Source organism: Streptomyces sp. NPDC002564 (assembly GCF_042889645.1).
GTDB lineage: Bacteria > Actinomycetota > Actinomycetes > Streptomycetales > Streptomycetaceae > Streptomyces.
Genome location: NZ_JBIARE010000002.1, coordinates 1,072,198 through 1,093,493 on the forward strand (window position 1 = coordinate 1,072,198; position 21,296 = coordinate 1,093,493).

A 21,296-nucleotide genomic window follows, 5' to 3' on the forward strand; every position below is an offset into this window, starting at 1 on the left:
ATGGACGACAAGCGTGCTCTTCTCGTGAAACTGCTGGCATCCGTGCAGCAGCAGGCTGCTCCCGCGACCACGCCCCCGCGCGCGGCCGAGGACATCGCGGTCATCGGGCTGGCGGGACGCTTCCCCGCGGCGCGCACCCCGGACGAGCTGTGGCGCAACGTCGTCGAGGGCCGCAACTGCACCGGTGAAGTCCCCGACGGGCGCTGGCCGGTGGACGAGCACTACCACCCCGACGGCAAGGACGGCCGCGCCTACAGCAAGTGGGGCGGCTGGCTCGACGACGTGGACAAGTTCGACCCCCTGCTCTTCCAGATCTCGCCTTCCGACGCCGAGGAGATGGACCCGCAGGAGCGGCTCTTCCTGGAGTCGGCCTGGGCGGCCGTCGAGGATGCCGGGTACCGGCCCCGCGGCCTGGGCGAGACCCAGGCCGTCGGCGTCTTCGCCGGTGTGATGAACAACGACTACGAGTGGCTTGCGGGGGCGAGCAGCGCGTCCGGCGTGCACGTGCACGCGCGCTCGGCCCACTGGTCGATCGCCAACCGCGTGTCGTACGTACTCGATCTGCGCGGACCGAGCCTGACCGTCGACAGCGCCTGCTCGGCCTCCCTCACCGCCATCCACCTCGCCTGCGAGAGCCTGCGGCGCGGCGAGTGCGCCGCGGCCGTCGCCGGCGGGGTCAACCTCATCCTCCACCCCCTGCACCTGGGGATGCTGGCGGACCGTCAGATGATTTCGCGGGGCGACCGTTGCCGCAGCTTCGGTGCGGGCGCCGACGGATTCGTGGACGGCGAAGGGGTGGGCACCGTCCTGCTGAAGCCGCTGCGCGCCGCCGAGGCCGACGGCGACCGCGTCTACGCCGTCCTGAAGGGCTCCGCGATCAACGCGGGCGGCCGGACCAGCGGATACACCGTGCCGAACCCGACCGCGCAGGCCGAGGTGATCTCCGCGGCACTGCGCAGGGCCGACATCGACCCCCGCACCGTCGGCTACGTGGAGGCGCACGGCACCGGCACCCCGCTCGGCGACCCGATCGAGATCGCCGGGCTGCGCGAGGCCTTTCGCTCCCACCACCCCCACCACCCCCGCACGGCGGACGGGCCCGACGCGGACCCCCACCGGTGCGCCATCGGCTCGCTCAAGTCCAACATCGGACACCTTGAGTCCGCCGCCGGCATCGCGGGACTCACCAAGGTGCTGATGCAGCTCAAGCACGGCGTGCTCGCGCCGTCGCTGCACTCCGCCGACCTCAACCCCGACATCGACCTGACCGGAACCCCCTTCCACGTCCAGCAGACGGCCGAACCCTGGGTCCGCACCGTGCTGCGCGACCAGGACGGCACCGAGCGGGAGGTGCCGCGCCGGGCAGGCATCAGTTCCTTCGGCGGCGGCGGGGCCAACGCCCATCTGATCGTCGAGGAGTACCGGGGCGAGCGCACGCCCACGGACTCCGGGGGCGCCCCCGAGTTGTTCGTGCTGTCCGCACTGAGCGAGGAGCGCCTGCGGGCCTACGCCCGTGAGCTCGCCGCCTTCCTCGACGGGCGGGCGGCCACGGAGCGGTCGCTGACGCAGGTGCTGCGCGTGGCCGCCGACGTGCTGCGCGTACGGCCCGACGACCTCGACCCCGACCTGGAACTCGCCGAGTACGGCCTGGGCGCACCCGAACTCGCCGGACTGAGCGAACGGCTCGGCCTCGACCGGACCGTCACCGACAAGACCTCCCTGCGCGAACTGGCCTGCTCCGGACCCGAACTCGCCCCGAGCCTCGCGGACATGACGCACACGCTGCGCGTCGGCCGCGAGCAGCTCGACGTCCGGCTCGCCTTCCCCACGACCGGCCTCTCCCACGTCCTCGAGGTGTTACGGGCCGTCGCGGCCGGGACGGAGAGCGGTGTCGAGCTGAACGACACGGGCCGCACGCGCCGTTCGCAGGACCCGGACGCGGCGGAGCGCCTGGCGCAGGCCCTGGCCGACGGCGACCTCGCGACCGCGGCCCGCCTGTGGACCCGGGGCGCCGAGGCGACCTGGCCCGACAGCGGCGCACACCGGATCGGCCTGCCCACCTACCCCTTCGCCCGCAAGCGCTACTGGATACCCCGGCCCGGGCAGGACACGGACCGCGCACCCGCCGGTCCGACGCCGCCGACGCCGCGGGCGAGCGGCCACATCCCGGGCGACACCCCCGAACTCGGCTTCTACCAGCCCGTCTGGGCCCCCGAAGAACTCCCGGACCCGACACCCCCCACCGCCACCCCCGAGGCCCCCTCCGCACCCGGCCCCGTGGTCGTGCTCACGGCCGGTGAACCCGACGCCCTCGCCGAGGCGCTGCTCCGCCACCACCCCGGCGCCCGCCACCTCCGCCTGGACCGCGACGACCCGGCGACCCTGCTCGCCGAACCGGTCCGGCACCTCTTCCACCTCGGCGGACTGCACCGCCCGGACAGCCTCGACGACGCCCTGCGCGACGGCGTCCTCGCCCTGTTCCGCATCCACGGCACCGGCGCCCGGCTCACCGTCGTGACCGCGGGCGCGCACACCGACAACCCGCACGCGGCCGCCCTCCTCGGCTACGCCCAAGTACTGGCCGCCGAGTGCCCCGAACGGGACGTCACCTGCGTCGACGTCGTGGACACCGATCCGCGGAGCGCGCTGTCCGCCCTGCTCGCCGAGCCGCCGCACCCGGCGGGACGCGCCGTCCTGCTGCGCGGCGGACGCCGACACGTCCGGCGGCTCGTGGAGACCCCCGTACCGCGGACCGAACGGTCCCCCTACCGCCCCGGCGGCACCTACCTGATGGTCGGCGGCACCGGCGGGATCGGCCGCGCCCTGTCCGAGGACCTCGCGGAACGCTTCCACGCCAACGTGGTGTGGATCAGCCGCGGCGCACTCGGCCCCGCACAGCGGGCCGCGGCCGAACGGGTCCGCGCGGCGGGCGGACGGCTGCTCCACCTGCGCGCCGACGCCGCCGACCCCGTCGCCCTGCGGGAGGCCGTCGCCGAGGCGAGGCGGCAGTTCGGCACGCTGCACGGCGTCGTGCACGCCGCCATGACGTTCGACGCCAGCACGATCGCGGAGCTCACCGAGCCCGCGCTGCGTGCCGCGCTCGCCGCCAAGGTCGACGGCTCGCTCGCGCTGACCGCCGCGCTCGGGGACGAGCCGCTGGACTTCCTGGCGTTCTTCAGCTCGGTGGGCTCCTTCGTCAGCGCATCGGGCAACGCCCCCTACGTGGCGGCCAGTTCCTTCCAGGACGCCTACGGCCGCCTCCTGGCCGGCCGCCTCCCGTACCCCGTGCGCGTGGTGAACTGGGGGTACTGGGGACGGGTCGGATCCGGTGACCGGCCCGGGCTGCCGGAGATGTTCCGCAGGACCGGCGTCGCCGGGTTCACGGTCCGCGAAGGCCTCGACGCGCTGGAGCGCGTGCTGTCCTGCGGAGCCGTCCAGGTCATGCCGATCCGCGCCGACGAGCGTGCCCTGGCGGCCCTCGGCCACCGCCCCTGCCCGCTCGCCGCCCGGTTCGGCGCGCCCGCCCCCGCAGGGCCCGGCGCCGACGCCGTCCTCGCCGGCTACGACCGGCTCTCCGCGCTCTGCGACACCGCACTGCTCGACGTCTACCAGCGGATGGGGGCCTTCACCCGCCCGGGCGAGCGGCACGGCGTGCGCGCGCTCGCCGACCGGCTCGGCATCGCACCCAAGTACCACCCGCTGCACGTCGCCCTGCTCAACATCCTCGCCGACGCAGGCCACCTGACGGTGCGCGGCGACACCGTCGAGGTCCGCTCACCGGCGGGCGCCACCGACCGCGAGCACGCCGAGCACGAGCTCGACCTGATCGCCGCCGACCACCCGGACATCGCCGCCACGGTGGAGCTGACCCGCCTCTTCCTGCGGGACTACCCGCGCGTGCTGCGCGGGGAGGTCGGCGCCACCGAGATCATGTTCCCGAACGCGTCGATGGACCTCGTCGAGGACTTCTACCGGGGCAACCCGCTCACCGACTCCCTGAACGAACTGGCCGCCGAGGCGGTCGCCGAACACGCCCGCACGCGGGTGCCCGGACTCGGCGCGGGCGAGCGGCTGCGCGTCGTCGAGTTCGGCGCGGGCACCGGAGCGACCACGGATCGCGTGCTGCCCGTCCTGACCCCGTGGGCCGACCGCACCGAGTACGTCTTCACGGACATCTCCCCGCAGTTCCTGGAGAGTGCCGAGCAGCGCTTCGGCGACCGCCACCCCTTCACCCGCTTCCGCACGCTCAACCTCGAACGCGACCTGTCCGCCCAGGGGTTCACGCCCGGCAGCGTGGACGTGGTGGTCGCCACCAACGTCGTGCACGCCACCGCCGACCTGCGCCGCACCCTGCGCACGGCCCGCGAACTGCTGCGCCCCGGCGGCCGTCTCGTCCTGAACGAGCTGACGTCGGTCCGCAGCAGCATCACCGTCACCGGCGGGGTCCTGGACGGCTGGTGGGCGTTCACCGATCCGGAACTGCGCATCAAGGACGCCCCGCTGGCCACCGCGCAGACCTGGCAGCGCCTCCTGCTCGAAGAGGGCTTCGCCGACGCGCTCGTCCTGGACCGCGGCGCGGCCCTGGGCCAGCACGTGATCGTCGGCGAGAACGCGGGCCGCCGCGCCGGGGCCCCCGCCCCGGCACCGGCCGGCATCACCACACCCGTACGAGCGGACGGCAGCCGCCAGGCCGGGCAGGGGCCACTCGCCGCGCTGGGGGACATCATCACGACGACCCTCAAGCTGGACGAACCGGCCGACCCGGACCGGCTCCTGTCCGACTACGGATTCGACTCGCTCAGCGGCATGAAGATCGCCGCGGTGATCGAGGAACAGCTCGGCATCCGCCTGCGGCTGAGCGACCTGCTCCAGCACCCCACGCTGCGCGACCTCGGCGACGCGCTCGCCGCCTCGGGCGCCCACGGGCCCGACACCGGCTCCGGCCCGGACGACGCGACCCGCGTCGACGAGCCCACCGCACCGGAGCCCGAGCCCGTCGAGTTCCCCCTCTCCGCCGGACAGCTCGCGCTGAGCGTCATCGAACGAACCGCGCCCGGCAACTACGCGTACAACCTGCCCCTCGCGTTCTGGCTGGAGCCGGACACCGACGAGAGCGCCCTGCGCGAGGCGCTGTGCTCCCTGGCCGAACGGCACCCCCAGCTGCGCGCCCGGGTGCACGGGGACCGGCAGACCGTCACACCCGGCCGGGACGTCGACTTCGACCGCAAGCAGCTCGACACCTCCGACGTGGCCGAGGTGCGCGAGACCGCCAGGGCGTGCGTCCGCGAGCCCTTCGACCTGGCCCGCGGGCCCCTGTGGCGTGTCACGCTGTTCGCCCTCGCCGACGGGCGCCGGGTGCTGCTGCTCACCTTCCACCACATCGTCTTCGACGGCCTGTCCATCGCCGTGTTCCTGCGCGAACTGACCGCGTACTACCGTGGCCGGCCGCCCGGCGAGGCCCCCTGCGTGACCTTCGCCGACTTCGTGGACCGGCAGCGCGAGCTGCTGGACTCGCGGCGCGGCGAGACCCTGCGGGCCTACTGGCTCGACCGGCTCTCCGGCCCGCTGCCCACGCTCCGGCTCCCCCTGGACCGGCCCCGTCCCGCCGCCCCGAGCTTCCACGGCGCCTCGTTCGAAGGCCGGCTCGACGCCCGGCAGGTCCGCGCCGCCCGGCAGCTCGCCGCCGACGAACGGACCTCGCTCTTCGCCGTCCTGCTGACCGCCTACGTCACCGTGCTGCACCGCTACACCCAGCAGGACCGCATCCACGTCGGGACACCCGTCGCCGGGCGGCCGGACCCGCGGTTCGACGCGGTGCTCGGCTACTTCATGAACATGGTCGTCCTGCGCCACGACATCGACGAGGGCCAGGACTTCCGCGCCCTCCTGCGCGAGACACGCGACACCGTCCTCGCGGCACTGGAGCACAGCGACTACCCGCTCCTCACGCTGGCCCAGGAACTGAAGGCGTCCCGCCTGTTCGACACGGCCTTCTACTTCCAGAACTGGGTGCAGGACGACACCGACACCGCCCCCGTGGCCGAGGTGTTCCCCGGCATCCATCAGGAGGGCGAGTTCGACGTCACACTGGAGATCGTCGAGGAGCCCGAGGGCGCCCGGTACTGCCTCAAGTACAACCCGGACCTGTTCGACGAGGAGACCGTCCGGCGGCTCGGCGACCACTTCGGCCTGCTCCTCGACTCGGCCCTCGCCGCCCCCGACCGGGACCTCGGCCTGCTCTCCCTGCGCGGCCCCGCGGAGGAGCGGGCGGACGCGGAGCGCCGGCGCCGGAACCGGCGCGACTACGCCGAGGACCGGACCCTGCCCGCCCTCCTCGCCGAGCAGGCCCGTCGCACCCCGGACGCGACCGCCGTCCTCGACGGCGACACCACCCTGACCTACCGCGAACTCGGCTCACGCGTCGACGCGCTGGCCGCGCGACTGCGGGCGCGCGGCGTCGCGCCGGGGCGCAACGTCGGCGTCCTGGTCGAGCGCTCCGCGGATCTCCTGACCGCCCTGCTCGGTGTGCTCGCGGCGGGCGGCGCCTATGTGCCGCTCGACCCCGACTACCCCGTGGAACGCCTGCGGTACATGGCCGAGGACGCCGGACTCCACCTGCTCCTCGTCCGTTCCGGCACCGGCACCGGTCCCGACCTCGGGACCCCGGTCCTGCCGGTCGACGCGGACGACGCGGACGACCGGGGCGACGGGGAAGACGACGGCGGGGACACCGCGGACGACGGACCGTCAGCGCAGGTCCCCTGCGCCGGGCCCACGGCCCAGGACCCCGCGTACGTGATCTACACCTCCGGGTCGACCGGGCGTCCCAAGGGCGTCCAGGTGCCGCACCGGGCCCTGGCCAACCTGCTCCTCTCGATGGCCGAGGAGCCCGGCTTCTCGGCCCACGACCATCTGCTCGCGCTCACCACCGTCTGCTTCGACATCGCGGCCCTCGAACTGTTCCTGCCGCTGACCACCGGCGGCCGGGTGGAGATCGTGCCCACCGAAGTCGCCCGCGACGGCGTCCTGCTGCGCCGCCTGGTCGAGGCGAGCCCGGCCACCGTCGTCCAGGCCACCCCCGCCACCTGGAAGATGCTCCTGGCCGCCGGATGGTCCGGCGACCCCGGCCTGAAGGTCCTGTGCGGGGGAGAGGCCCTCGACCAGGACACCGCGGAACGGCTGCTCGCCCGCGCCGGACAGGTGTGGAACATGTTCGGCCCGACCGAGACCACCATCTGGTCCACCGTCTGCCGGCTCGCGCCCGGCGACCGCGTCACCATCGGCCGGCCGATCGCGAACACTCAGCTGTACGTGCTCGACGACCGGGGCCGCGCGGTGCCCCCCGGTGTGCCGGGCGAGCTGCACATCGGCGGCGCGGGCCTCGCCACCGGCTACCTGGGCAGGCCCGAGCTGACCGCCGAGCGGTTCGTCACCGCGGACGGCGTGCGCCGCTACCGCACCGGAGACCTGGTGCGCACGCTGCCCGACGGCAGGATCGAGTACCTGAGCAGGCTCGACGCGCAGATCAAGGTCCGCGGCTTCCGCATCGAACCCGCCGAGATCGAGGCGGCCCTGCGCGGACAGGACGGTGTCCACGAGGCGGTCGTGGTCGCGCGGAGCGTGGGCGGCGACAACGCCCTGCACGCCTTCCTCGTCCTGGCCGACGGGGCGGAACCGCCGAGCCGGGACGCCCTCGCACGGTGGCTGCCCGCGCACATGGTCCCGGACGTCCTGGTGCCGCTGCCGACGCTGCCGCAGACGCTCAACGGCAAGGTGGACCGCACCACGCTGACCTGCACCCCGCTGACCGAGCTGCGCGCGCGTACCGCAGGAGCGGACGCGGCGGACGCGCCCGGGGAACCCGCGCGCCGGACGGCCGGGCCGGCGACGGGTGCCGCGCGGCCGTCCGCCGCCCAGGTCGCCGAGTTGACCGCGGTGATCGCCGACCTCCTCGGCACGGACACCGGGGAGATCCCCGACGACGTACCGCTCGGGCAGCTCGGCATGAACTCCATCAGCTTCACCACGCTCAGCACGCGGATCAGCGAGCTGTACGGGACCGAGGTGCTGCCGACGCTGTTCTACCGCCACCCGACCGTCGCGGCGATCGCCGGGCATCTGGCGCGGACCGGTCCCGGCGCGGACGGGGCAGCGCCGGGGGAGGTCACGGAGGCCACGGAGGCTGCAGAGGGCGCAGAGATCACCGAGGCCACCGGGACCACCAGGACCACCGGGACCGGGGAAACCGGGGAGGCCGACGAAGCTGCTGGAACGCGGCCCGGGGGTGCGTCCGGGGACGTCGCGATCGTCGGCATGGCGGGGCGACTGCCCGGCTCCGCCGATCTGGGCGAATTCTGGGAGCACCTGGTCCACGGCCGGGACCTGGTCTCGGAGATCCCCGCCGACCGCTGGGACTGGCGGGCGCACGCCGAGGGATCCCGCTCGCGCTGGGGCGGCTTCCTCACCGGCGTCGACCGGTTCGACGCGGCCTTCTTCGCGATCTCGCCCCGCGAGGCCGAACTGATGGACCCCCAGCAGCGGCTGCTCCTCGAAGTGGTGTGGTCGGCGATCGAGGACGCGGGATACCGGGCCTCCGACCTGGCGGGCAAGCGCGTCGGCGTGTTCATCGGCACCACGAACTCCGACTACGCCGAGGTGCGGCGCGCCGCGGGCCGGTCGGCCGACGCCCACACCCTCACCGGTGCCGCGCTGTCGATCATCCCCAACCGCATCTCGTACCTCCTCGACCTGCGCGGCCCCAGCGTCGCGGTGGACACCGCCTGCTCCAGCTCGCTCACCGCCGTCCAGCAGGCGGTCACCGCGCTGCGCGACGGCACCTGCGACCTGGCCATCGCGGGCGGGGTCAGCCTGATCCTCGACCCCGGCCTGTACGAGGCCCTCAGCAGCAACGAGATGCTCAGCGAGGACGGCCGGTGCAAGGCGTTCGACGCCTCCGCCAACGGCTATGTGCGCGGCGAGGGCGTGGGCGTCGTGGTGCTGCGCGACCACGCGTGCGCCCGTAGGGACGGCGACCGGGTGGCCGCGGTGATCAAGGCGGTCGCGGTCAACCACGGCGGCCGCACCACCTCGCTCACCTCGCCCAACCCCGCGGCCCAGGCCGACCTGCTCGTCGAGGCCTACCGTGCGGCGGGGGTCGAGCCGGGCACGGTCGGCTACATCGAGGCGCACGGCACCGGTACGGCGCTCGGCGACCCGATCGAGACCAGCGGTCTGACGGAGGCGTTCGAGCGGCTGAGCGGCGACCACGGGGACAGCGCCGCGGTCGCGGGCGCGGACGACTCGTCCGGTACCGGCTCGCCCGCCCGTATCGGCATCGGCTCGGTGAAGACCAACATCGGTCACCTGGAGGCCGCGGCGGGCATCGCGGGACTGTTCAAGGTCGTCCTGGCGCTGCGCCACCGCACGCTCCCCGCCAGCCTCCACTTCCGCGAGCGCAACCCCTATCTCGCCCTGGACGGCAGCCCCTTCGAGATCGTCGACTCGACCCGCCCGTGGGCCGCGCCGGTGGCACCGGACGGCTCGGCGCGGCGCCGCCGGGCCGGCGTCAGCTCCTTCGGCTTCGGCGGCGCGAACGCGCACGTCGTCGTCGAAGAGGCGCCGGACGAGCCGCCCTTCGGGCACACCCCCGGCCCCGTACGGTCCGGCCGCCGGGGAGAGGACCTGTTCGTCCTGTCCGCCAAGTCGGGGCGGGCGCTGCGCGAACAGGCCCGGCGCCTGGCCGCCCACCTGCGCGCCGAGGACTGCTCGGACGCCGATGTCGCCCACACCCTGCGCGTGGGCCGCGAGCCGATGGACGAGCGGCTCGCCTTCGTGGCCGCCGACCACGCCGAGCTCCTCGACCGCCTGGACGCCTGCGCGGAGGACCGTCCCGTGGACGGCGTGCTGCGCGGGCGGGTGAGTGCCGCCCGACGCCGCGCCGCTGCGTCGCGCGGTGCCGCCTGGCACGACTTCGCGCGGGCGCTCTGCGCCGAACGGGACCTGGAGTCGCTCGCGCAGCTGTGGATCGACGGCGCGGACGTGGACTGGTCCGGGCTCCCGCAGGGCCGCCGGATCGGACTGCCGACCTATCCGTTCGATCCGGTGCGGCACTGGGTCGACGCTCCGGCCGGACCCGGGCGACAGGACCCCGCACCACGAGGCGGCGCGCAACAAGGTGACGTGCGGCAAGGCGGCGCGCACCAAGGCCCGCCGCCGAATGAGTCGCTGCTCGACGAGAACATCTCGACGTTCGGTGCGTCCGCGTTCGCCAAGCACCTCACGGGGGCCGAGTACTACCTGGCCGACCACCAGGTCGGCGAGGAGCGCGTGCTGCCGGGCGTGGTGTACCTGGAGATGGCGCGCCTGGCCGGGGAGCGGGCCCACGGGACCGCACCGGTCCGGCGCATCGACGACGTCGTCTGGGCCGCGCCGGTCGCGCTCGCCCCGGGCGAACGGCAGGACCTCCGCGTGGTCGTCGCGCCGTCCGGCGAGTTCGAGATCGCGGGGGAGCGCCCGCACACCCGCGGGCGCCTGGTGTTCGAGGGCCCCGATGCCGCACACGCCCCGGTCATCGACCGGATCGACCCTGCCGCGGTCCGGGCGAGGTGCCCGGAGAGCAGGACCCGGCAGGAGTGCTACGACTACTTCGGCAGCCTCGGCTTCCGGTACGGCCCGACGTTCCAGGTCATCGAGGAACTGGCGCTCGGCGACGGCGAGGCGCTGGCCCGGCTGCGCGGCCCCGGGGCGGGCACGCACCGGTTCGACCTCTCGCTCCTCGACGGGGCGCTGCAGACCGCGGGCCGCCTGGTCCCCGGCTCGACCGCCCATCTTCCGTACTCGATCGGCTCCGTGCGGCTGTTCGGCGAACTGCCCGCCGAGTGCCTCGTGCACGCCGTGTCGGTGGAGAGCCGCGCCGACGCGCAGGTCTTCGACATCACCCTGGCCGCCCCCGACGGCACGGTGGCGGCGCGCATGGAGCGGTTCACCCTGCGGGCCGTGCCGGGCGGCGAGCCCGCCGTGCACGCCTTCGAGCCGGTCCTGGAGGACGCGGTGGCCGCGCCGGAGGAGGCCGTCACGCTGCTGTCCCTCGTCGACGCCGGCGACGGTCGCGCCGAGGCACTGCGCGACGAACTCCGCTCGCTCGCCCCGGGCATGCCGGTGCGGATCGGAGTCGACGAACAGGCCTCGCACCTCGTGCACCTCGCGGCACGCGGCGGACTCGACGAGGCGCTGCGCGACGGATTCCACACCGCACTGGACCTCTGCCGCACCAGGATCGCCGCACGCGGCGGACCCGTGCGCTACCTGTACGTCCACGAGGACCGGCCCGGTGCGGCGGGGGCGGCGCACGCCGCGCTCGACGGGTTCGCCCGGACGATCGGTCAGGAACACCCCGGGATCCGGATGAGCGTGCTCGCCCGTGCCGGAGACGCGGGACCGGCGTCCCCGCGGGCCCTGGCCGAGCTCGTGCTCGCCGAACTCGGCGGCGCCGAGGCGGAGATACGCACCGACGGGCCGCGCCGCACGATCCGTTCCTGGCGCGCCCGCGAGCTTCCCGTGACGGGAACCGGCACGGACCCGTCGCCGCTGGCGCGCGACGGGGCCCATATCATCACCGGCGGCACCGGGAAGCTCGGACTGCTCGTCGCGGCCAGGATCGCCCGCCACCCCGGCGCCCGTGTCGTCCTGGTGGGACGCTCCCGCCCGGCGGAGCGGCTTCCCGACGGCTGGACGTACGCCCGGGCCGATGTCGGTGTGCGGGCGGACGTCGAGCGCGTGGTGGACGAGGCGCGGCGCCGCTTCGGACGGATCGCCGGCGTGGTGCACGCGGCCGGGACACTGCGGGACGGACTCGCGCTGCACAAGGACGGCGCGGACGCCGACGCGGTGCTCGCGCCCAAGGTGCGCGGCCTGGTCCACCTGGACGAGGCGACCCGGGCGGACGCCCCGGACTACTTCGTGGCGTTCGGGTCGACCGCCGCGGTGTTCGGCAACCCGGGCCAGACCGACTACGCGTACGCCAACAGCTTCCTCGACCACTATCTGGCGCGGCGCCCCGGCGGCGGCCTCGCGGTCGACTGGTCGCTGTGGCGCGACGGCGGGATGAGCGTCACCCGCGAGGTGCGGCAGGCGATGCTGCGCGAGTTCGGCATGCAGCCGCTGCCCGCGCAGGGCGCGCTCGACGCACTGGAGGCCGCCCTGGTGAGCGGACTCCCGCGGGTCCTGCTGACCGCCGGTGACCGGGAACGGATCGGCCGGGCGCTGCGCGGGCGCACGGGCACTGCCCCCGCGGCCCCCGCGGCCACCGACGCTCCCGGGACCGCCCCGGCGCCGGAGACCGGGGAGAACAGCGCCGCCGCTCTGCGCGCGCCCACCGTCGCGTTCCTGCGCGGGCTGCTCGCCGACGAGTTGAAGATGCCCCTGGACGACGTGGTGGAGGACGAGGCGTTCGACCACTACGGAGTCGACTCGCTGCTGGTCCTCAGCCTGACGCGGGCCCTGGAGGAGCGCTTCGGGCCGCTGTCCAAGACGCTCTTCTTCGAGTACCTGACGATCGGTGAGCTGGCCGACTTCCTGATCGGCCAGTACCCGGCCGAGCTCGGCGACCTGCTGTTCCCCGAACCCCTCCCCGCCGCCCCGGCCCCGACGGCTCCCGCTGCCCCCGTGGTCCCCGCGCCCGCCGAACGGACCCACGCCCCCGCTGCGATCGCCGAGGTGACCGACCGCAGGCCCGCCGAGGACGACGACATCGTCGTCGTCGGCGTCGCGGGACGCTACCCGCAGGCCGACGACCTGGGGCAGTTCTGGCAGAACCTCCGCGACGGCAAGGACAGCGTCGAGGAGGTCCCCGAGGACCGCTGGGACCACGACCGGTTCTACGACGCGGACCGTGACGTCCCCGGCAAGACGTACGCCAAGTGGGGCGGCTGGCTCTCCGACGTCGCGTCGTTCGACCCCCTGTTCTTCCGCATGTCCCAGGTCGAGGCGGAACACATCGACCCGCAGGAACGGATCTTCCTGCAGACGGTGTGGCACCTCCTGGAGGACGCGGGCACCTCCCGCACGGCGCTGTCCCGGGTACGCACCGGAGTCTTCGTCGGCCTCATGTACGGCCACTACCAGCTGTACGGCGTCGACGAGGCCCTGCGCGGCGTCGGCGCGGCGACCTCCTCGTCGTACGCCTCGGTCGCCAACCGGGTGTCGTACTTCTTCGACTTCGACGGTCCGAGCATCGCCCTGGACACCATGTGCTCGTCCTCGCTCACCGCCCTCCACCTGGCGTGCCGGGCGATCAGGGACGGCGACTGCGAGGTGGCCGTGGCCGGTGGCGTCAACGTGTCGAGCCACCCGCTGAAGTACCTGCAGCTCGCCAAGGGCGGCTTCCTGTCCACGGACGGCCGGTGCCGGAGCTTCGGCGAGGGCGGCGACGGATACGTCCCCGCCGAGGGCTCGGGCGCGGTCCTGCTGAAGCGGCGGTCCGCGGCCGAGGCGGACGGCGACCGGATCCTCGCCGTCGTCCGCTCGACGGCGGTCAACCACGGAGGTGCGGGCAAGGGCTTCAGCGTGCCCCATCCGAAGGCGCAGGGCGTGATGATCGGCGAGGCGCTCGCCCGCGCCGGACTGACCCCCGCGGAACTCGACTACCTGGAGGCGCACGGCACGGGCACCTCGCTCGGCGACCCGGTGGAGATCACCGGCCTCGTCCGCGCCTTCCAGGGACACGACCTGGACGGCGTGCGCATCCCGATCGGCTCGGTGAAGTCCAACATCGGGCACGCCGAGTCGGCCGCCGGAATGGCCGCGCTCACCAAGGTCCTGCTCCAGCTCAGGCACCGCAGCCTGGTGCCCTCCCTGCACGCCGACCGGCTCAACCCGAACCTCGACCTGGCCGCCACCCCCTTCCGGCTGCAGCGCGAACTCGCCCCGTGGACGCCGCGCGTCGACGCCGCGGGCAGGCCGCTGCCCCGTACCGCCGGAATCAGCGCGTTCGGAGCGGGCGGCAGCAACGCCCACGTGATCCTGGAGGAGTTCGTGTCACCGACGCAGCCCCCCGTGCGGCAGGCACCGCACGTGTGCGTGCTCTCCGCGCGCGACGCGGAGCGGCTCACCGAGCACACCGAGCGGACCGTGGAGTTCCTGCGCGGCGAGGGGCGGGACACCGAACCCGCCGCGCTCGCCGCGACGCTCCAGACCCGGGAACCGATGGCACACCGGCTCGCCGTGGTCTTCGACGGCGTGGCCGACCTGGTGGACGCGCTGACGTCACACCTGGCGGGAACGGCCGCGCCGCGCGTCCTGACCGGGATCGCGGGACGGTCCGCCGAGCCCGCCGCCGACGACACGGCCCACGAGCGCGCGGCGGCCTGGGTCCGCGGTGCGCACGTCACGTGGCCCGCGGCCGGCCCCCGCGTCTCCCTGCCCGGCTACCCGTTCGCCAAGGACCGCTGCTGGCTCCCCGCTGCCGACGCGGTCCTCGCGCAGCCCGTCGGGGAGGAGATCCCGGCCCGCACCGACAAGCCCGCAGTGCCGTCGACCGGCGCCCCGGCCGCCACGTCGCCGGACGCCGGGCCCCCGCACGGCACGGTGAGGCTCTCCGCCGACACCCCCGTCATCGCCGGGCACCGGGTCCAGGGCCGCCTGCTGCTGCCCGCCGTCGCCCATCTCGACCTGATCGCGCGGCTGTTCCACGACCACGGCCACCCCCTCGACCGGATCACGGTGCGCAACCTCACCGCGCTGCGCCCCCTGGACGTGACCGACGGACCGGTGACCGCCGAGATCCGCTGCACCCCGGACGGCACGGGCCGCTGGCAGGTCACCGTCACCGACGGAGAGCCCTACGCCACCGCCGAGGTCCTGGTGGGCGAGGCCGCCCCCCTCACCGCACGCCTCGACGGCCACCCGAGCGGCCCGCCGACCCCGCTGGCCGACACGTACCACCGCGACGCCACCCACGGCCAGCACTACAGCGGCGCCGCGCGCGCCGAAGGCCGGGTCCGCGTCGACGAGGACCGGCTCACCGCGGAACTCACCGCCCCGCAGGGCGACATGCTCGTGCACCCGGCACTCCTGCTCGGCGCCGCCGTCGCGGCCGGCTCGCTCCTCGACACCGACGGGCAGGCGTTCCTTCCGCTGCACTGCGTGTCGTTCCGTACGACGCGACCTCTCACCGGCCCGTGCACGGCCCGCGTACGCCGCGACTCGGTGCGGCGGCGCGGCGAGGTCGTCCGGTTCTCGGTGGACTTCTTCGACCCGGCGGGACACCAGGTCGCCGAGCTGTCCGGGCTGTCCAGCAAGGCCCTGGCGGGAGCGGCTGAACCGCCCGCGTCCACCGCCGGGGCCGTCGCCGACGGGGAGCCCGAGACCGCACGCGTCGCGGACTTCCTGCGACGCCTGCTCGCCGAACACCTCGGCCGCACCCCCGAGTCGATCCCGCCGGACGCCGGATACTACGAACTGGGCCTGGAATCCGTGCAGGTGCTCGGACTGGTGGAGACCCTCCAGGGCGTCGTCGGCCGCGAGCTCCCGCCGACCCTCCTCTTCGAATACACCACGGTCCGCGACCTGGCCGCGCATCTGGCCGGCCAGTACCCCGGCACCTTCGGCACGGCGCCGGACCAGCAGCCCGCCCCGGAGCGGTCCGTGACACCGGAGCCCTCCGGCGGCCTCGACCGCATCCGGCGGGGCGCCGTCGTGCCGCCCGCCCCCGCTCCGGCGGCGCTGTCCGCGGCGGAACTCGACCGGCTGATCGCCGGACGGGTCCTGGCGGCGCTCTGCGCGGCCGGTGCCTTCGCCGACGGGCGCACCGAGTCCGTGCCCGCGCTCGCCCGGCGCCTGGCCGTCGCGGACAAGTACCGGCGCTGGCTCGACGAGGCCGCCCGGCTGCTCACCGCCACCGGACTGACCCGCCTCGCCGGCGACACCCTCGAACTCGTCTCCGCCCGGCCCCCGGCCCACGACACCGCATGGGCGGCGGTACGCGAACGCTTCGCGGCCGACCCGTACTGGCACGCACAACTCTCGCTCGTCGAGGAGTGCGTCGAGCGGCTGCCCGAGATCCTCTCCGGCGCGGTGCCCGCCACCGACGTGCTGTTCCCCGGCGGCTCCATGGCCAAGCTCACCGCCGTCTACCAGGGCAACGCCGTCGCCGACCGGCTCAACGACGTCGTCGCCGACCTCACCGCGACGGCCGTGCGCGAGCGCCTCGCCGACGACGCGTCCGCCACCGTCCGCGTCGCGGAGGTCGGCGCGGGCACCGGCGGCACCACGGCCGTCGTGCTGCCCCGTCTCGACGCGTACGCCGACCGCGTCGAGTACTGGTACACCGACCTGTCGCCCGCCTTCCTCGACCAGGCCGAGCGCCGCTTCGGGCCCGGCCGCGACCACCTGCGCTACGGCCGCTGGGACGTGACACGGCCCGGTGCGGGGGAGCGCCTCACCGGCGGCGACTGCGACGTCATCGTCGCCACCAACGTGCTGCACGCCACCCGTGACATCCGCCTCGTCCTGCGCAACCTGGCCGCCGCCCTGCGTCCCGGCGGAGTCCTCGTCGTCAACGAGATCACCCGGAAGTCCGCCGTGCTCACCCTCACCTTCGGGCTGCTCGACGGCTGGTGGCTCTACGACGACGAGGAGGTCCGCGTCCCCGGCGCCCCGATCCTCTCCGCGCCCCGCTGGCAGGACGTCCTGCGGGACGCCGGCTTCGACGACGTGTGGCGGCCCGTCGCCGAACCGGACTCGTTCGGCGAGGTGTTCGCCGCGCAGCGCCCCACGGCCGGGGTCCCCGCACCCGAGGGCACCCGGCTGCTGGCCCGCGCGTGGCAGCCCGCCGACGCCACCGCGGGCGACCGGCCGCGCGCCGTGGCCGTCCTCGGGACCGGGCCCGACGCCCGACGGCTCGCCGCCGCGCTCCCGGACGCCGAAACGATCGGATCCGTCGCCGACCTGCACGACCGCTTCGACGCGCTCGTTGACCTCGGCGGTCTCGCGCTGTCCGCCTGGCTGCCCGTGGTGCAGCGGATGGCCGGGCGCGAGGCGCTGCTCCTCGGGGTCGGCGCCGACGATGCCCGCGCCGGGCTCTACCGCATGCTGCAGAGCGAGTACGGAAGGGTCCGCTCCCGTTATCTGGCGGCGGACCCCGCCGACCCGGACCTGCCCGGCCTGGTGGCACGCGAGCTGGCCGACGGCGGCGACGACGTCGAGGTCACCTACCGCGCGGGGACGCGGCACCGTGCCGTGCTCGCCGAGCTGCCCCTCACGACCGGCGCGGCGGTCTCGTTCCCGCCCGAGCTGCCGCTCCTCATCACCGGCGGCACCCGTGGCATCGGACTCGCGCTGGCCCGGCACGCCGTCGACCGATGGGGTGCCCGCACCCTCGTCCTGACCGGCCGTGAACAGGTGCCGCCGCGCCGGGAATGGGACCGGTACGGCACCGACACGGCGCTGGGGCGCAAGCTGGCCGGGCTGCGCGCGCTGGAGCACGACGGGGTCCGGCTCCGGGTGCTGGCGCTGCCGCTCGGCGAGGACACCGAGGCCGTCCGCACCGCGCTGGCCGACATCCGCGTGGAGTTCGGCCCGATCGGCGGGGTGCTGCACGCGGCGGGCCTCGTCGACCGGGACAACCTCGCCTTCGTCGGCAAGCCCGTCGAGGCCTTCCGCGCGGTGCTCGCCCCCAAGACGGCCGGACTCGACGCCCTCGTGGAGTGCCTCGCCACCGATCCCCTGCGGTTCTGCGTGCTCTTCTCGTCGGTCGCGTCCGCGGTGCCCGACGCGGCCGTCGGACAGAGCGACTACGCGATGGCCAACGCCCACCTGGACGCCGTGGCGCGCCGGGCACCGCACGGGCTGCCGCTGGTGAGCGTGGCCTGGCCCAGCTGGCAGGGCATCGGCATGGGCAGCGAACGGCCCGGCCCCGGCTACCGGGCCACCGGCCTCGGCACGCTCTCCGAGGAGCAGGGGCTGCGGCTCCTGGACCACATCCTGTCCACCGGCGCGGGCCCGGTGGTCCTCCCGGCCGTCGTCGCACCCGACTGGACTCCGGCGGCGCTCCGCGGCACCAGGCCGAAGACGCCGGCGCGCGCACCCGAGGACACCGTGGCGGCCCCCCGCACGCCGGCCGGACCGTCCGCGCCCGCAGACCGGGGGAGTGCCGCCCCGGCGGCCGCGGAGTGGCTCCTGGGCCTGCTCGCCGAACAACTCGGCTTCGACCGTGCCCGGCTGTCGGCCGAGGTCGCCATCGCCGACTACGGCACGGACTCGATCATGATGGTGCAGATCCTGCGCAAGGTCGGCGCCGAACTGGGCGCCGAGCTCGACCCGTCGGTCCTCGTGGACCACCCCACCGTGGAGTCGTTCGTCGACTGGCTCGCGGCCGAGCACGGTGCGGCGCTGACGCGGAGGTTCGGCGCGGAGGCGACGGCGCCCACGGGCGCGCCGGACCCGGCAGGCCACCCGGACGCGCCGGCCGCCGGACACCCGACCGCCGCCGCGACACCCTCCACCCCGGCCTGGGACCTCACTTCGAACCGGGGCCCCTCTCCGGACCGGGACCTCTCTCTGGACCGGGACCTCTCTCTGGACCGTGACCCCTCTCTGGACCGGGCCCCCTCTCCGGACCTGACCTCCACGGCGGCCCGGCGGTCCCCCGCCCCTGCTGCGGCTCCCCGTGGACCGGCCCCCGCCGACGGCCCGTACGACGTCGCCGTCATCGGCATGTCGGGTCGTTTCCCGGGCGCCCCCGACCTCGACGCCTACTGGCGGCTCCTGAGCGAGGGCCGTTCGGCCATCGCCCCGGTGCCCGCGCGCCGCTGGGGGAGCGAGACCGGATACACGGCGGGGCTCGTCGACGTCGACGGATTCGACCCGGGGTACTTCCACCTCTCCGACGGCGACGCCGCGGCGATGGACCCGCAGGCGCTGCTGCTCCTGGAGGAGACGCTGTTCGCCTTCTGCGACGCCGGATACGCCCCCGACGAGCTGAAGGGACGCGAGGTCGGCGTCTACGTCGGCGGGCGCACCCGGCACACGCCCGACGACACCTCCCTCGGCCGCAGCCGCAACCCGGTCGTGGCCGTCGGCCAGAACTACCTGGCCGCGAACCTGTCGCACCACTTCGACCTGCGCGGCCCCAGCTCGGTCGTCGACACCGCCTGTTCCTCGGCGCTCGTCGCGATGCACCACGCCGTGCAGTCCCTGCGCTCCGGCGACATCGAGGCGGCCGTGGTCGCCGGGATCACCCTGCTCCCGAACGCCGACGGGCACCGCCTGTTCGACCGGCGCGGACTGCTCAACACCGGTTCGGAATTCCACGTCTTCGACCGGCGCGCCCGCGGCTTCACACCCGCCGAGGGCGTCGGCGTCGTCCTGCTCAAGCCGCTCGCCGCGGCCCGCGCCGACGGCGACCGGGTGCACGCGGTGATCAAGGCGGTGGCGGTCAACAACGACGGCAGGACCGCGGGCCCCGCCACCCCCAACCCGGCCGCGCAGCAGGCCGTCATGGCCCGCGCGCTGGCCAGGTCCGGTGTCGCCGCCGACGACGTGACGTACATCGAGACCAACGCGGCGGGCTCGCAGGTCCACGACCTCATCGAGCTGAAGGCGATAGCCGCCGTCTACCGGCCGGGGTCCGACACCCCCTGCTCGCTCGGCTCGGTCAAGCCGAACATCGGCCACCCGCAGTGCGCCGAGGGCATCGCCGGAGTCGTCAAGACCGTCCTGATGCTCCGCAACCGCAGCATCGTCCCCTTCCTGAGCGGCCAACAGCCGCTGTCGCACTTCGACTTCGGCGCCGTGCCGCTGCGGTTCGCGCGCGAGCTCGCCCCCTGGCCCGACGCGCCGCCCGTGGCCGCCGTGTCCAGCTTCGCGGACGGCGGCACCAACGCCCACGCCATCATCGCCGCGGCACCCGAAGGCCCCGGCACCGCACCCGCCGCCCGGCAGCCCCTGGCCCGCCCCCGGCTGCACCGGCGCCGCCTGCCGACCGCGCGCACCGAACGGTTCGCGATCGTCGGCATGGCCGGTCACTACCCCGGCGCCGCGGACCTCGCCGCCTTCTGGGAGAACCTCAAGGCGGGCCGGGACAGCGTCACCGGGGTGCCGGCCGAGCGCTGGGACGCCGCGGCCGACACCGGATCGCGCTGGGGCGGATTCCTCGACGACGTCGACCGGTTCGACGCCGACTTCTTCCGGATCTCCCGGCCCGAGGCGGAGATCACCGACCCGCAGGAACGCTGGTTCCTGCGCACCTGCTGGGAGGCGATCGAGGACGCCGGTCACACCCCGGCCACCCTCGCCGAGGCCAGGGGACCCGACCTGCGCCGCGCGGTCGGCGTGTTCGTCGGCGCCATGCACAAGGACTACACACTGGTGGCCGCCGAGGCCGCGTCGCCCGTACCGCTCAGCCTCAACCAGGGCCAGATCGCCAACCGGGTCTCCTTCGTCTGCGACTTCCACGGCCCGAGCATGACGGTCGACACCCTCTGCTCCTCCTCGCTCACCGCCCTGCACCTCGCGGTGGAGAGCCTGCGCCGCCGCGAGTGCGAGGTCGCCGTCGCGGGCGGCGTCAACCTCTCCCTGCACCCCGGCAAGTACCGCACCTACGGACAGGTCGGCATGCACGCCTCGGACGGCCGCTGCCGCTCCTTCGGCGAGGGCGGCGACGGCTATGTCTCGGCCGAGGGCGTCGGGGCGGTCGTCGTCAAGCCGCTCGCCGCGGCCGAGGCGGCAGGCGACCACATCTACGCCGTCGTCGCCGCGTCCGCCGTCAACCACGTCGGCGCCGCCAGCGGGTTCAGCGTGCCGAGCCCGGCCGGCCAGGCCGCCGTCATCTCCGCCGCGCTCGCCGCCGCCGATGTCGACGCCCGCTCCATCGGCTACCTGGAGGCGCACGGCACCGGCACCTCGCTGGGCGACCCGATCGAGGTGCGGGGCCTGACCACGGCCTTCGCCAAGGACACCGCCGACAAGGGGTTCTGCGCGCTGGGATCGGTGAAGTCCAACATCGGCCATGCCGAGGCGGCCGCGGGCATCGCCGGCCTCACCAAGGCGGTCCTGCAACTGCACCACCGCACGCTGGTGCCCTCGCTGCACGCGCAGACCGTCAACCCGCTGCTCGGCCTGGCCGACACGCCGTTCCGGCTGCAGCGCGACACCGTCGCCTGGCCCGCGCCGCCGGAGGGCCCGCGACGCGCGGGCCTGAGCTCGTTCGGGGCCACCGGAGCCAATGCCCACATCGTCCTCGAGGAGTACGTGCCCGCCGCCCCCGCACCGTCCACCGCGGCGACCCCGTCGGCCGCCGC

The 21,296-nt window shown here is 74.8% G+C and carries 1 protein-coding gene (running past one end of the window); it reads left to right on the forward strand.

Going from position 1 to position 21,296, the window contains the following annotated elements:
- Positions 1–21,296 carry the 5' portion of an amino acid adenylation domain-containing protein gene (locus tag ACFYXE_RS11005; protein ID WP_389311149.1) on the forward strand. It continues 2,332 nt past the right edge of the window, so only the first 21,296 of its 23,628 coding nucleotides appear in the window; the start codon lies at positions 1–3; its stop codon lies off the right edge, out of view.